A 15,286-nucleotide genomic window follows, 5' to 3' on the forward strand; every position below is an offset into this window, starting at 1 on the left:
CGTCAGACTTTCGTCCATTGCGGAAGATTCCCTACTGCTGCCTCCCGTAGGAGTCTGGGCCGTGTCTCAGTCCCAGTGTGGCCGATCACCCTCTCAGGTCGGCTACGCATCGTCGCCTTGGTGAGCCGTTACCTCACCAACTAGCTAATGCGCCGCGGGCCCATCTATAAGTGATAGCAAGAAGCCATCTTTCAATAAAAGACCATGTAATCTCTTATATTATCCGGTATTAGCTCCGGTTTCCCGAAGTTATCCCAGTCTTATAGGTAGGTTGCCCACGTGTTACTCACCCGTCCGCCGCTATTTTTAGGAAGCAAGCTTCCTAAGAACCGCTCGACTTGCATGTATTAGGCACGCCGCCAGCGTTCGTCCTGAGCCAGGATCAAACTCTCCAATAGAGTTGATTGCTAGCACATGGAAGTGCTGACATCGATGTTGTCACAGGACGTGACGATCTTCGATGTTCATTACTTACTTTTTTAAAACAAACATTGACGCTTGTGTTGTGTTCAGTTTTCAAAGATCAATCATCGCATTTAGGCGACTTTATTAATATAACATAAATATTCATGTTGAGTCAACTTCTTTTTAGTTATCTTTTTAAACTAAGTAAGTCATTTTGTCGACTTATAGAAGTATAACAAGGTTGTGTGTAAAAATCAATACATTATTCATAAAAAAATTTCTCTTTCTGAAAACCTTAATAAGCTATTTTAATATAAAAGTTGGAGACTTAAAGTCCCCGTCCGTACTTTCTATAATATTTCCTCAATATGTAAGTCTCTATTTTTATCTAACTTAACAAACTCATTATTATCATCTAACTTAATCATTGGCCTTGTCGGTGACTTAGTTTCGATAAAAACTATTTCCCCTATTAATCCAGATGACAATTTAACCTTCGTTCCAATTGACATATTTGCAACCATGCTGGTTAGGGCTTGGACAACTTGGAGATCAAATTTTCCGAAACTATCTTGGATAACTTGCTCTAATACTATAAAGAGAGGTTGTTTTCTGCTATAAGGTCTATCTGATGTCATTGCATGAAAGATATCCGCCACTGCTACAATTTTACCAAAGGGGTGTAACTTTTCGCCAGTCACACCTAGCACATATCCACTTCCATCCACTCTTTCATGATGTTGAAATACTGCTAGTTTTACGCTTTCTTTTAGAACTGGAATTTTTTCAAGCATTTTGTAACTATATAGAGGATGTCTTTTTACATCAGCATATTCTTCTGATGTTAGTGAAGACCTTTTGGTTAATACTTTTGGATCTATTTTCGACATTCCGCAGTCACTTAAAAGGCCTGCAAGTGTAAGTTGGATATAATCACCTTTGTCATAATGTAGTTTTTTACCGATTAAGCCAGAAAGTAAACCCACTACAACTGAATGATGATATAAGTAATCTTCCTTAGAGGAATAGTGTCGTAATTGAAAAATTTCGCCTGGCAATACAACAATTCTTTCGAATAAAGGTAAAATCAAATTTCGTACCTTTGCTATATCAATGGGGGCTCCTGCTTGCCAATTACTAAATAATTTTTTATATTCCTGTACAGTTCGCAAATAATGACCAGTTAAAGACTCTGTTGCGATTATCTCTGCCGACTCTTCTTCTTCTATTATTTCAGAAGGTTTAAATGGTTCACCACTTACTAGTGTTGGTTCCACGTTCAAATCTTTAATTAAAAATGCTTTTAAAATTTCAATGTATTCTTCAGTTAACACGGTTTTTTTAGACACTACTGGTTTGTTAGTAAGCGAAAAGATATCCTTCGCTACTATACAACCCTCTTGTAACTGACTAGTACTAACTCTCATTGTAAACCTTCTTCCATAGCCGTTATTTTATCTCGTCACATAATATTTCATTTTACCAAAAAAAAGGAACACTGCAATAGTGTTCCTCTCGTTTTTATTCTTCAGTTTCTGGATCTGTTATTTCTTCGATAACTTCTTGGTTAGTTGTTTCTTCAGTTGTAGTATTAACAGTAGAAGTTTCATCAATAGCTAGTTCATCATCATCTATTGGTTCTTCTTTTTCAATCATGGCAACCGTTGCAACAAATTCATTTTCACCAAGACGAATTAGTTTAACACCCTGAGTGTTTCTTCCTATTTGGGAAATATCACCAATAGACATTCTGATTAATACTCCTGCACCAGTTATCAGCATTAAGTCATTTTCAGTCGTTACAGCCTTAACTGCAACAACCTGCCCATTCTTTTCATTGATATTGCCTGTTTTTAGACCCTTACCACCTCTACTTTGGAGACGATACTCTGATTCTGGTGTTCTCTTTCCATAACCATTTTTCGTAACCATTAACACGTCAACATTTTCATCAATAATCTCCATACTTACAACTTCATCGTCTTCACCAAGAGTGATTCCTTTAACCCCTGATGCAGTTCGACCCATTGAACGTACATCTGTTTCGTTGAATCGAATTAGCATTCCATTCTTTGTTCCAATCATAATATCTTTTGTTCCATCCGTTAATCGAACAGATATTAGTTCATCTTCTTCACGAAGACCTACAGCAATTAAGCCGTTATTACGGATATTAGCAAAGGATGATAATGGTGAACGTTTTGAGATGCCTTCTTTTGTTGTAAAGAATAAATACCAATCGTCAACAAATTCTTCAACAGGGATGATCGCTTTTACCCATTCACCTTTTTCAATTCCGAGCAAGTTTATTATCGGTAGCCCTTTGGCTGTTCGACTATACTCAGGAATTTCATAACCTTTTGTTCGATATACTTTTCCTTTGTTAGTAAAGTAAAGGATTGTGTCATGAGTTGATGTTGTTAATAAATGTTCAACAAAATCATTCTCATTTGTTCCCATACCTTGAATACCACGTCCACCACGTTTTTGGCTTCGATACGTGGATACTGGAAGTCGTTTAATATACCCATTATGAGTTAGGGTAATAATAATATTTTCACGTGGAATTAAATCTTCGTCTTCAATCATCTCAATTCCACCCGCTACAATTTCTGTACGGCGTTGATCATTGAAGCGCTCTTTAATTTCAGTTAGCTCTTCACGGATAATATCTAATACCTTTCCATCATCTGCTAAAATGGCTTTTAGTTCTGCAATAAGTTGAACAAGACTTCGGTACTCTTCTTCAATTTTTTCACGTTCTAAACCAGTTAAACGCTGTAAACGCATATCTAAGATAGCTTGTGCTTGTTTTTCGGATAAAGAAAATTGTTCCATTAGTCCATTTTTAGCAATTTCAGTTGTTTGAGAACTACGAATTAAGGAAATAACAGCATCTAGGTGATCTAATGCAATACGTAAACCCTCTAAGATATGAGCCCTGGCTTCTGCTTTTCGTAATTCAAAAGCTGTACGGCGTCGTATAACAACCTTTTGATGCTCAAGATAATGATAAAGACATTGCTTTAAGTTAAGGACCTTTGGTTGACCATCAACTAAAGCAAGCAAGTTGATACCAAAGCTTGTTTGTAGCGCCGTTTGCTTATATAAGTTATTTAAAAGTACGTTAGCATTCGCATCTTTGCGTACTTCAATTACCATCCTCATCCCATTACGGTCAGATTCATCACGAAGATCTGTAATACCTTCAATCTTCTTATCTCTTACAAGGTCAGCAATTTTTTCAACTAGCTTTGCCTTATTAACCTGATATGGTAATTCCTTTACGATAATAACTTCCTTGCCACTACTTTTCGTTTCGATTTCTACCTTTGCACGTATTGTGATAGAGCCACGTCCAGTTTCATACGCTTTTCGAATACCACTTCTTCCAAGTATTTGTCCTGCAGTAGGAAAATCAGGACCAGGAATAATCTCCATTAATTCGGCAACAGTAATATCAGGGTCTTTACTAATTGCTAATACGCCATCGATAATTTCGCCTAGTTGATGTGGTGGAATATTTGTTGCCATCCCAACCGCGATACCAGCAGCACCATTTACTAATAGATTGGGAAATCGTGCTGGTAGAACTGCAGGTTCTCTTTCTGAACCATCATAGTTATCTCTATAATCAATTGTATCTTTATTGATATCTCTAATAAGCTCCATGGATATTTTGGACATACGCGCTTCGGTATAACGCATTGCAGCAGCAGGATCTCCATCTACTGATCCAAAGTTGCCATGGCCTTCGACGAGCATATAACGAAAATTGAAATCTTGTGCCATACGTACCATAGAATCATATACAGCTGTGTCACCGTGTGGATGATACTTACCAATAACTTCACCAACAATACGTGCCGACTTTTTAAAGGCTTTATCAGAAGTCATTCCTAAATCATTCATAGCATATAAAATTCGGCGATGAACTGGTTTTAAACCATCTCGTACATCTGGAAGAGCACGGGACACAATAACACTCATTGCATAATCTAAAAATGATGTTCTCATTTCATGACTAATATTAATTTCTTTTACTTGGGGATTATTGGTTTCAGACATGTAACGACCTCCCTAATCAGGGTAAAGAATTTATAGTTCGGGTTCTATAATAAATAGTGAAAATATAAAAGTTTAAACTTGAGTTTATGTCTAGCTACGGGTGCCCAGCGACTAGTGGACTTCCCTTTCTTCCTTACGACGATGATCCAGGATGTGCAAGTAAGGCGTAGCGCACAGGACGTGCGCGTTCCTAGCGTAATAAGTCAACATCGAATCACTATCATACTTCGTGTTTCCTTTATCTCATGCGGACCGGTTTTAGTACATACGTCGCTGAACGGGTACCCTACGCTTTTCTTATGTAAAAGACAGGATAGATTTTTCTATCCTGCAAGAATACTAAACATCTAGGTTTTTAACGTATTTTGCATTTTCCTCAATGAAATTCCGTCTAGGTTCAACCTTGTCACCCATTAAAATATCAAACGTTTCATCCGCTTCCATTGCATCTTGAAGACTTACTTGAAGTAATGTTCTAGTAGAAGGATCCATTGTTGTTTCCCAAAGCTGACTTGGGTTCATTTCCCCAAGACCTTTATATCGTTGAATTCCTGGTTTTGGTTGAGTTGGCATTTCAGATAAAATTTGTTCCATTTCGCGATCATTGTAGGCGTATTCTATACGTTTACCCGCTTGAATTTTATATAAAGGGGGCTGAGCGATATAAATATAGCCATGCTCGAGTATTTTTCTCATATAACGATAAAAGAAAGTTAAAATCAATGTTCGGATATGAGCACCATCTACATCCGCATCTGTCATGATAACAATTTTATGATATCTAGCTTTGGAGATATCAAAATCTTCTCCAATACCTGTTCCTAGCGCTGTAATAATTGTTCGAATCTCGTTATTTGATAAAATTTTATCTAATCGTGCTTTTTCAACATTAAGGATTTTCCCTCTTAATGGCAGGATTGCTTGGAAATGACGATCACGTCCTTGCTTTGCTGAACCACCCGCTGAATCTCCCTCAACTATATATATTTCACTAATTGAAGGATCCTTTGAGGAACAATCTGCAAGCTTACCAGGTAAATTCGAAATTTCTAAAGCACTTTTTCTTCTAGTTAATTCACGCGCTTTTTTCGCTGCTAATCTTGCACGTGCAGCCATAACACCTTTTTCAACAATCTTTCTTGCTACAGATGGATTTTCTAATAAAAATGATTCGAATTTTTCAGAGAAAATGGACTCTGTAATGGTTCTTGCTTCACTATTTCCTAGTTTTGTTTTCGTTTGACCCTCGAATTGTGGGTCAGGGTGTTTTATCGAAATAATGGCAGTTATCCCCTCACGAACGTCATCTCCGCTTAGGTTGGCATCATTTTCTTTAAAGATGTGATGTTTTCTAGCATAATCATTAATAATTCGGGTTAACGCTGTTTTAAAGCCCGCTTCATGTGTTCCACCTTCATGGGTGTGAATATTATTTGCATACGAATAGATATTACTAGTATAGCTATCGTTATATTGCAGAGCTACTTCAATTGTGATGCCTTCACGCTCACCTTCAACAAATACAGGCTCTTCATGAATAACTTCTCTTGTACGGTTTAAATGTTCTACGTACGACTTAATTCCGCCTTCGTAGAAGTATTCTTTTTCTTTCTTTTCCTCACGTTTATCCTCTATCGTGATTTTTACACCACGCGTTAAGAAGGCTAACTCACGTAGACGGTTTGCTAAAGTATCAAAATCATATTCTAGCGTTTCTTTAAAAATTTCTACGTCTGGAACAAAATGAATAATTGTCCCAGTGTGATCTGTTTCACCGACGATTTCAAGATCACTAATTGGTACTCCGCGTTCAAATTTTTGGTAGTGGATCTTACCATCTCTATGAACGTGAACCTCAAGTAAGGTTGAAAGTGCATTAACAACTGATGCACCTACACCATGTAGACCACCTGAAACCTTATAGCCTCCACCATCAAATTTTCCACCAGCATGCAGTACTGTTAAAATGACTTCTACAGCCGGTCTGCCCATTTTTTCATGGATTCCAACTGGGATACCACGACCATTATCTTTTACTGTAATACTGTTATCAGCCTCAATGTAGACGTTAACTTCATCACAGTGTCCCGCTAATGCCTCATCAATACTATTATCGACAATTTCCCATACTAGATGGTGAAGTCCTCTTCCACTTGTTGATCCAATATACATTCCTGGACGTTTACGTACTGCTTCTAAACCTTCAAGAACTTGAATCTGATTTTCGTCATACGCTTGTTCATTCATCTCTTTTTGTTCCATTGCCACTTATACCACCCAACTTTCATTTGACAAAACCTATTAACTATTAAAATGACGTGTTCTTTATCAGTTATTATTCAGCTATTTCTTCTTCAAAAACTCTCTCTAATTCAGAAACATGTTGTGCACGTTTTTTTAACGTACTAGATGACAGTGGTGAAAGATATATCTTATCAACTGTGATCACAACCGATTTTGTGTCACCACAAGCTAGTTCAATAATTCGGTGCTTTTGTATATCTAAAAACTCGTTCACGATTGATGAAGATTTTAATAATTGACGATCGAGAATAGTTACCACATCACATGAACGAACGATGACATTATCCCCTAAGTGAATGAACATTTCATCACCTCATTTAAGCTTTGTCATTTCTCCAGCAGTCACATTAAAAGTGGCTGCCTGTCTTAATGTTTCATGATTTATTCCATCAACACTTGTCGTTGTAACAAATGTTTGTACCTTACCTTGGATCGTATTTAATAAATGTGATTGTCTATAATCATCCAATTCTGATAAAACATCATCTAATAACAGAATCGGATACTCACCAATCTCAGAATGAATTAACTCTATTTCTGCAAGTTTTAGTGAGAGGGCTGTTGTCCGTTGTTGTCCTTGAGAACCATAGGTTTGGACATCCTTGTTATTTACAAAGAAAGCTAAGTCATCACGGTGTGGTCCTGCTAATGTAATTCCTCGCTCTAGCTCCCTATCTCTTATTTTAGCAAATTTTTCAACATATGCTTCTATTATTTTCGACAAATCTATCTCTTCTGATACCTCTACAGATGGTTTATATATAATTTCTAGTGTTTCTAGGCCTCTACTAATTCCATGATGGATAGGTTCAGCCCACTTTTGTAATAGTGCTAGAAACTCAAATCGCTTATTTATAATTCGACCAGCTACTTCTATAAGCTGATCAGTTAGAACATCTAACATCGTCTGATCTGTCTGACGTTTTGTTTGAAGTAATTTCAGGTAATGATTGCGTTGTCCTAAAATCTTCTGATACTGACTTAAATCGTGGAGATACACTGGTGAAACCTGGCCAATCTCCATATCAATAAAACGCCTTCTAATTTGAGGGCTGCCTTTAACTAGGTTTAAGTCTTCAGGGGCAAACATAACAACATTCATACTACCTACATATTGACTTAGTTTCTTTTGTTCAAGATGATTACTTTTTGCTTTTTTACCTTTTTTTGAAATAACTAATTGTAATGATAAAGGGCTATTCCGTTTTTTTATCCTACCCTCTATTTTAGCATACTCTTGCTCCCAACGAATAAGATCTTTATCATTTGAAGTCCGATGTGATTTCGCCATGGCTAATACATAGATCGATTCCATCACATTTGTTTTTCCTTGTGCATTTTCACCTAGGATGACATTTACTTTATCCTCAAAGATTGCTTCAAGACTTTCGTAGTTTCGATAATTCGTTAATGATAATTCTTTTATAAACAAAGGGGATCACCCACTTTATGTTTTAACAATAAAGGTACCAAAGCCTGGTATATCTACCGTATCGTTATTTTTAAGTTTTTTGCCCCGACGGTTCTCAAGCTCACCATTCACATAGATTTCATGCTCACTTAAAAACCACTTTGCCATTCCACCAGTTTGAATGAGTTCTGCTAATTTTAAAAACTGACCTAACGGGATATACTCTGTAGAAATTTCAATCTGTTTAGCCATATTGAATCGCCTACTTTCGTTCGTTTGGTTATTTTGGATACCAACCACTAATTATACCTCAATCATACTAAATAATCCCGAAATATCAAAGAAAGCTACTAGAATGAATTTTCAATGACTAGTAGCTAAGCTTAATATTTGTTAGATTCCCTATTTGATATTTCTAAAAAGTACGAACAGGAAGGATTAAATGTAAAATTGAATCGTTTTGAATTGTGCGAATTAAAAATGGTCTCATCGCACCGGTAAAGCTGACTTTGATTTCCGTACTGTCTAGCGCTTTTAATGCCTCCATCATGTATTTTGCACTGAAAGATATTTTCAATTCTTCACCCTCGATTGATTGGCTTTGAATTTCCTCAATTACTTTTCCAATTTCGGGGGTATTAGAAGAAATCTCGATAATACCATCTAAAAATGCAGATAGTTTAACTACATTATTTTTACCTTCTCCTAATAGCGATGCGCGATCAATAGCTTGTAAAAAATCCTTTGTTGAGATTACAACATCTGTCTTACTTTCGTCTGGAATTAATCTAGATGTATCAGGGTAGTTCCCGTCAAGTAATCGTGAGAAAAATAGTAAGTGTTTAGTCTTAAAAAGAACTTGGTTTTCCGTGATAACAATATCAACTAATTCATCTGTATCATCTAAGATTTTACTAAGTTCATTCAAACTTTTCCCTGGTATGACTACATTGTAAGTATCCGTATCTTCATTTGCAGTCTCAACACGGGCTTTTCTCATGGCTAATCGATGACTATCTGTTGCAGTACAGGTTAATTCGCTATTTCCAACCTTCCAGTTTACACCTGTCAAGATAGGGCGTGTTTCTGAGGTGGACACCGCAAAAACAGTTAGACGAATAATATTTTTCAATAAATCTGTAGGAATCTGAAACATATTTTCCTCTTCAATCTGTGGTAAATGAGGGTATTCCTCAGCATCTAAACCATTTAAGTTGAATTGCGCCTTTCCTGAACGGATAATAGTAGAAAAATGATTTTGAACCTCAATCTCAACTGTATCTTTAGGTAGTTTTTTAACAATTTCATGAAAAAAGCGAGCTTGTAACACTATGCTTCCAGTTTCTCTTATCTCAACGATCTCATTGCCATCTTCTTCCGTAGGTATAAATGATTCAATAGAAATGTCGGAATCACTGCCTGTTAAGGAAACACCTTCAGTTGTAGCAACAATTTTAACCCCAGTTAGAATTGGAATGGTTGTTCGTGATGAAATAGCTTTCATTACATCTTGAACACTTTGAACGAGATAATCTTTTTGAATGATAAAATTCATGAAAAATCCTCCTTAACTGTTCTAAATAAATATGAGCTGAATAGTATATTATTTTTTAAAAATATAGTAGAAGTAATAGTAGGTCCTGTGGAAATGTGGACAACCTACATTTGATAAAGGAAACACAGTCTATCCACTTGTGGATAGACTGTGTATAAACTGATGCTAGTTATACACAAATTTCCCGGTGTAATAACTAAGCACCTTTCTACGATAGTTTAGGTTTACCCTTTTAATTGGGTATGAATTTCTTTTACTTGTTTTTGAAGTAAAGCATCAGTTTCGACTAACCTAGAAATTTTCTCATGGGCGTGGATGACTGTTGTATGATCTCGTCCACCGAATTCTTCACCGATTTTAGGTAGCGAAAAATCAGTTAATTCCCTTGATAAATACATAGCAATTTGACGAGGGAATGCAACTGTTTTTGTACGTTTCTTTGCTTTGAAGTCGTCTAGCTTTATATTAAAATGCGCACCTACAACCTTTTGAATTTCTAGTATTGTAATTACTTTAGGTTTCGAACCGGGAATAATATCTCGTAAAGCTTCAGCTGCCAGGTCAGCATTTATATCTTTATTAATTAAAGAAGAATAAGCAACAACACGAATTAATGCACCTTCAAGCTCACGAATATTAGTATCAATTTGATTCGCAATATATAGCATAACTTCATTTGGAATATCTAAACCTTCTGCCTTCGCCTTCTTACGTAGGATTGCAATCCTTGTTTCAAGGTCAGGAGGTGTAATATCAGTTATTAATCCCCATTCAAACCTGGAACGTAGGCGGTCTTCTAAAGTAGGAATCTCTTTTGGGGGTCGATCACTTGAAATAACAATTTGCTTGCTTTCTTCATGCAGTGTATTGAATGTATGGAAAAACTCCTCTTGAGTTTGTTCTTTTCCAGCTAAGAACTGAATATCATCTATAAGTAAAACATCGACACTTCGATATTTATTACGAAAATCAACAGCTTTATTATCCCTAATAGAATTAATGAATTCGTTTGTAAATTTTTCAGAAGATAAATAGACTACTTTAGCATTAGGATTATGATCCAATACATAATGGCCAATTGCGTGCATAAGATGGGTTTTTCCTAATCCTACTCCTCCATAGATAAACAGAGGATTATATGCTTTTGCTGGTGCTTCAGCTACTGCAAGTGATGCAGCGTGTGCAAATCGGTTACCAGATCCAATTACAAATGTATCGAATGTATATTTTTGATTTAACATGTTTTGAGGTAATTCAATCTGCTCATCATCATGCTTGGAAATTTTCTTTGCTGGAGTTCGAAGATCGAATTCCTCTTCTAACTGATTTTGGGGAATAATAAATTTAATACTTAATTCAGCACCTGTTAAATCATAGATGGTTTCTGCAATAAGGTGTAAATAACGTGATTCAAGCCAATCTCTTGCGAACTCGTTAGGAGCTGTAATTGTTAAAGTATCAGATTGAAGAGAATGTGCCTTTGTTGATTTAAGCCATGTTTCGAAGCTAGGTTTACTAAGTTTTTTCTCTATTTCACCTAACGCTTTCGTCCATAAATCAGCAATGTTTTCCAATTATTTTTCCCTCCTTTTACTCAGATTTACGGATTTCACCTAGTTGTATAACGTTTGTACAACGCATAAGTAAGTAGTTGTATAGTGAGTTATAAATATACATTTGCTCTAGAATGTGAATAATTATATATTATAGAAGAAAAGTATCTTTTCGACAAATTTCACTTTTTGTGGACAAGTATTTATCCACTTTGTTGAAAAAGTGTCCACATGTTATCCACAACTGTGGATAACGGTAAATATGGGATAAAGTTATAAAGTGTGAAAACACAAATATAATATCAAAAATTCCCCTTATAAGCAATGGTTTTCTAAAACTTATCCACAATATCTATACCTTGTGGAAAAAAACTTTCCACAACACAAGATAATGTGTGAAACTTGTCGATAACTGTTGTGGATACAAAATTATGTCGAAAAAACTATCCACAATCCCGAAAAGCGGAAGCGCCTCGGTCAGAAACGAGAAAACTGGAGACTCTGGCAAAAGAAGCGCTCTTTGCTTCTATTGACAGAGTTGAAGTTTCTTGAGTTTCTAGGCGCTGTAGCTAGACAACCTAGAAAAGCGGAGGGCGCTTGCTCATCGGCGACAAGCATAAGACGAGCGCTTGCAGAAGGTGTTCTTTCCTTCTGAAAGTGATTGGCTTATGACCTCGAGCCGATAGCGCACGTAGCTAGACAGATCCCGAAAAGCGGAAGCGCCTCGGTCAGAAACGAGAAAACTGGAGACTCTGGCAAAAGAAGCGCTCTTTGCTTCTATTGACAGAGTTGAAGTTTCTTGAGTTTCTAGGCGCTGTAGCTAGACAACCAAGCTGAATTTGAAATGCTACATTTAGTATTTCCTAAAAAAGCGGAAGCGCCTCGGTCAGAATATTATAGGCTTATGCCCGTCAATCGGAAGCGAAAATACGAAATCAAATGATCCAGAGGCCTTTTTAAATTTTTATGAAACCGGTGCTTCCTCTTCTAAATAAGAAGGAGCAATATATGAAATGAGTTTGGCATGGCTGTAAAACAATAAAATCATCGTTAAGGCTATAATCAATTATTAAAACGTAACTTAAAATGTTAGGCTTCCGTGACTTTATAAATATATTCCTTAAATAAATGTTTTACTAAATATAAAAAATAAGTTATAGTATTCCTTTAGGTTGAGTAATTAGATAAAGGTTGACAATTTACTGGTATCGTCACTATAATTAGTAAGACTGTCTTTTAACTTTTTAATAAAGAGCAAATTCCTTAGGGAGGTGTCATATAATGAAAAGAACGTTTCAACCAAACAAGCGTAAGCGTAGTAAAGTTCATGGTTTCCGTAGCCGTATGAGCACTAGTAATGGACGTAAAGTCTTAGCTCGTCGTCGTCAAAAGGGAAGAAAAGTATTATCAGCATAGGCCACTGAATCATCAGTGGTCTTTTTTTCTAATAAAGAGTTTGTCCAATCAGTGTTGCATTGACTTCCGATTGTTTGATATTTGTCAACCACACTTTGGTAATTAATTTAAAGTTCATTTTAAAAAATAGTTGAGCCTGTGAAATGAGTCATCATTATGTATGTAGGCTATATTCCTGGCTTTTTTCACTTTATTTAATTTCTTTTACATAGGATAAATAATGTCTTTGCTGTAAAATTGAGAAAGAAATAGCATGAGAAGGAATAAATTATATGTTTAAATCAAAATACTTTATGCTCATAATGGTATAGGGGGTTTGGTTTTAGAGTTTATCCTTAGGAAATCCAGGAGTGTTATAAATGAAAAAGGATTATCGCATAAAAGATAATAAAGAATTTCAAACTGTTTTCCAAAAAGGGATCTCAACTGCAAATCGCCAGTTTGTTATTTATGTGCTTGAAAGGGATCAAACTCATTTTAGGATTGGTCTATCGGTTAGCAAAAAAATAGGAAATGCAGTGACTAGAAATAGAATCAAACGACTTATTAGACAATTTTTTCTAGAGCATAAAGATTATGTTGATTTGAATAAAGACTATATTATAATTGCTAGAAAACCAACTTCAGCAATGGATTATCATGAGGTTACGAGTAGTTTACGTCATGTTTTAAAAGTGGCGAAGGTTTTAAAGCCGAAAAGTAAGCATTAATTTTTTCTAATATAAAGAAAGAATTCTCTCTCGATAAATGATAAAATAGAAGTGTCTACATTTTTTATAGCATATGTATAAAAGTTTGTACCAAGTTTTAGTGTCTAGCTCCTGGCGCGCCTTGCGCTTTTCTTGGAATATTTTAATAGGAAATACTTTTATTATAGGAGGAAAAACGGTTGAAAAGGCGAATATTACTGATTAGTACATTAATTGCTCTGTTAACAATCATGACTGGTTGTACTGAAGTTAACGTGCCGATTAATGCAGAAAGCGAAGGATTTTGGAATTCATATATTGTTTATCCACTTTCATGGCTCATTACATACTTTGCTAACTTAACGAATGAAAATTATGGATTGGCAATTATTATTGTTACTCTAATAATACGTTTTGCTATATTGCCTTTAATGATTAAGCAAACAAAAAGTTCAAAAGCGATGCAAGCATTACAACCTGAAATGCAAGAGTTACGAAAAAAATACAGCTCTAAAGATCAAAAAACACAACAAAAGCTTCAACAAGAAACGATGCAGCTTTTTCAAAAACATGGTGTTAATCCATTGGCAGGGTGTTTCCCACTAATCATACAGATGCCGATTTTAATTGGTTTTTACCATGCAATCATGAGAACTGAAGCAATTGCTAATCATAACTTTTTATGGTTTGATCTTGGAGAATCAGATCCGTATTACATCTTGCCGTTAGTTGCAGGTCTTACAACGTTTATTCAACAAAAGATCATGATGGCAGGTACGGCAAACCAAAATCCACAAATGGCGATGATGCTTTATATCATGCCGGTAATGATTATTGTCTTTGCAGTTACTTTCCCTGCTGCACTATCTTTATACTGGGTAGTCGGTAACTTGTTTATGATTGTTCAAACATACTTTATTAAAGGTCCAGATCTTAAAGAAGCATCTGAAAAACCTGCGGGAGGAGCAAAAAAGTGAAACAGATAACTGCTACAGGGCAAACCGTCGATGAAGCAGTAGAATCAGCTTTGGCTCAACTAAATACAACAAAAGACCGCACAGAAATTAGTATTATTGATGAAGGTAAAAAGGGAGTCTTTGGGATCTTCGGTGCGAGACCAGCTGTTGTTAAAGTATCAATAGTAATTGATCCAATCGAAGAGGCGAAAAAGTTTTTACAGCAAGTTACTGAAAATATGGGCGTTACAGCAGACATTCAAGTAACGATCCAGGGGAAAAATGTCGAGTTCAATCTTTCTGGTGAAAAGATAGCAATCCTGATAGGAAAGCGCGGACAAACTCTAAATTCCTTGCAATACTTAACCCAGCTAGTGGCAAATCGCTTTTCAGAGCAATTTATCAATATCATTGTTGATGCTGAGAATTATCGAGGGCGACGTAAAGAAACATTAGTTCAACTTGCTGGAAGACTTGCAGAAAAAGCTATTCGAACTAAACAAGATGTACCATTAGAACCAATGCCTTCATACGAGCGAAAGGTGATTCATACCGCTCTAGTCTCAAATAGAAAAGTTAAAACATATTCAAGTGGTGCAGATCCTAAGCGTCACATCGTTATATCACCAGTTAAATAGTATTTCAAAAAGCCCTAGGATTTCGGTCCTAGGGCTTTTTGAAAAGGTAAGAAAGTATAAAAGTTTGTACCTAGTTTTTAGTGTCTAGCTCCGGGCGCCATCGGCTCTATGGTATAAGCCAATCCGTCTGGAAGGTCAAAGAACAACCTTCCAGACGGCTCGTCTTATGCTTGTCGCCGAAAGGCGGGCGCCCTGCGCTTTTCTTATGTTCTCAGGTTGTAAAAAAAATCTTTTAGACTTGGTTATATATCAAGTCTTTTTTCTTGTTATTTTTCAAAGTCACTTTTCTAT

At 36.1% G+C, this 15,286-nt stretch carries 12 protein-coding genes and 1 rRNA gene; 4 read left to right on the forward strand and 9 right to left on the reverse strand.

Annotated features, from left to right (window positions below; genetic code table 11):
• From PY093_RS17720 to dnaA, 9 genes are all read right to left on the reverse strand, one after another.
• Positions 1-398 (reverse strand): 16S ribosomal RNA (locus PY093_RS17720); the annotation flags it as partial.
• Between the two features lie 357 nt (positions 399-755).
• Positions 756-1,832, reverse strand: a complete 1,077-nt coding sequence (locus tag PY093_RS17725) for an HD-GYP domain-containing protein (protein WP_275647142.1) — start codon at positions 1,830-1,832, stop codon at positions 756-758.
• A gap of 94 nt (positions 1,833-1,926) precedes the next feature.
• A complete protein-coding gene (gene gyrA, locus PY093_RS17730) occupies positions 1,927-4,473 on the reverse strand; it encodes a DNA gyrase subunit A (protein ID WP_275647143.1) in 2,547 nt (848 codons plus the stop codon).
• 339 nt (positions 4,474-4,812) lie between these two features.
• On the reverse strand, positions 4,813-6,735 hold the full coding sequence (gene gyrB / locus PY093_RS17735) for a DNA topoisomerase (ATP-hydrolyzing) subunit B (RefSeq protein WP_275647171.1): 1,923 nt from the start codon (positions 6,733-6,735) through the stop codon (positions 4,813-4,815).
• Positions 6,736-6,808: 73 nt separating this feature from the next.
• The gene (remB, locus tag PY093_RS17740) at positions 6,809-7,081 is read right to left on the reverse strand and encodes an extracellular matrix regulator RemB (protein ID WP_275647144.1); all 273 of its coding nucleotides are present in this window, start codon (positions 7,079-7,081) and stop codon (positions 6,809-6,811) included.
• A 9-nt stretch (positions 7,082-7,090) separates the two neighbouring features.
• Complete coding sequence (recF, locus tag PY093_RS17745; RefSeq protein ID WP_275647145.1) at positions 7,091-8,209, reverse strand: DNA replication/repair protein RecF; 1,119 nt, start codon at positions 8,207-8,209, stop codon at positions 7,091-7,093.
• 15 nt (positions 8,210-8,224) lie between these two features.
• Entirely contained in the window at positions 8,225-8,440 is a 216-nt protein-coding gene (gene yaaA, locus PY093_RS17750; protein WP_275647172.1) for a S4 domain-containing protein YaaA, read from the reverse strand.
• 163 nt (positions 8,441-8,603) lie between these two features.
• Complete coding sequence (gene dnaN, locus PY093_RS17755) at positions 8,604-9,743, reverse strand: DNA polymerase III subunit beta (protein ID WP_275647146.1); 1,140 nt, start codon at positions 9,741-9,743, stop codon at positions 8,604-8,606.
• A gap of 224 nt (positions 9,744-9,967) precedes the next feature.
• Entirely contained in the window at positions 9,968-11,317 is a 1,350-nt protein-coding gene (dnaA, locus tag PY093_RS17760; RefSeq protein WP_275647147.1) for a chromosomal replication initiator protein DnaA, read from the reverse strand.
• 1,260 nt (positions 11,318-12,577) lie between these two features.
• On the opposite strand from dnaA, the gene rpmH reads away from it, so the two are divergent.
• From rpmH to jag, 4 genes are all read left to right on the forward strand, one after another.
• Positions 12,578-12,712: a 50S ribosomal protein L34 gene (rpmH, locus tag PY093_RS17765; RefSeq protein WP_275647148.1), complete on the forward strand. Its 135-nt coding sequence runs from the start codon at positions 12,578-12,580 to the stop codon at positions 12,710-12,712.
• A 359-nt stretch (positions 12,713-13,071) separates the two neighbouring features.
• Positions 13,072-13,422 (forward strand): ribonuclease P protein component, encoded by a 351-nt coding sequence (rnpA, locus tag PY093_RS17770; RefSeq protein ID WP_275647149.1) that lies wholly within the window; start codon positions 13,072-13,074, stop codon positions 13,420-13,422.
• Positions 13,423-13,652: 230 nt separating this feature from the next.
• A complete protein-coding gene (gene spoIIIJ, locus PY093_RS17775) occupies positions 13,653-14,378 on the forward strand; it encodes a YidC family membrane integrase SpoIIIJ (protein ID WP_275647173.1) in 726 nt (241 codons plus the stop codon).
• Positions 14,375-14,995, forward strand: a complete 621-nt coding sequence (gene jag, locus PY093_RS17780; RefSeq protein WP_275647150.1) for an RNA-binding cell elongation regulator Jag/EloR — start codon at positions 14,375-14,377, stop codon at positions 14,993-14,995. The genes spoIIIJ and jag overlap by 4 nt, the downstream gene beginning before the upstream one ends.
• The last annotated feature ends 291 nt before the right edge of the window (positions 14,996-15,286 follow it).

Origin of the sequence: Cytobacillus sp. S13-E01 (assembly GCF_029193815.1) — a bacterium.
Classification (GTDB): Bacteria; Bacillota; Bacilli; order Bacillales; family Bacillaceae_L; genus Bacillus_BV.

Bases quoted from the DNA above. Each gene is read 5' to 3' on its own strand.
- PY093_RS17725 (WP_275647142.1), bottom strand. From the start codon at position 1,832: ATGAGAGTTAGTACTAGTCAGTTACAAGAGGGTTGTATAGTAGCGAAG.
- gyrA (WP_275647143.1), bottom strand. From the start codon at position 4,473: ATGTCTGAAACCAATAATCCCCAAGTAAAAGAAATTAATATTAGTCAT.
- gyrB (WP_275647171.1), bottom strand. From the start codon at position 6,735: ATGGAACAAAAAGAGATGAATGAACAAGCGTATGACGAAAATCAGATT.
- remB (WP_275647144.1), bottom strand. From the start codon at position 7,081: ATGTTCATTCACTTAGGGGATAATGTCATCGTTCGTTCATGTGATGTG.
- yaaA (WP_275647172.1), bottom strand. From the start codon at position 8,440: ATGGCTAAACAGATTGAAATTTCTACAGAGTATATCCCGTTAGGTCAG.
- dnaN (WP_275647146.1), bottom strand. From the start codon at position 9,743: ATGAATTTTATCATTCAAAAAGATTATCTCGTTCAAAGTGTTCAAGAT.
- rpmH (WP_275647148.1), top strand. From the start codon at position 12,578: ATGAAAAGAACGTTTCAACCAAACAAGCGTAAGCGTAGTAAAGTTCAT.
- rnpA (WP_275647149.1), top strand. From the start codon at position 13,072: ATGAAAAAGGATTATCGCATAAAAGATAATAAAGAATTTCAAACTGTT.
- spoIIIJ (WP_275647173.1), top strand. From the start codon at position 13,653: ATGACTGGTTGTACTGAAGTTAACGTGCCGATTAATGCAGAAAGCGAA.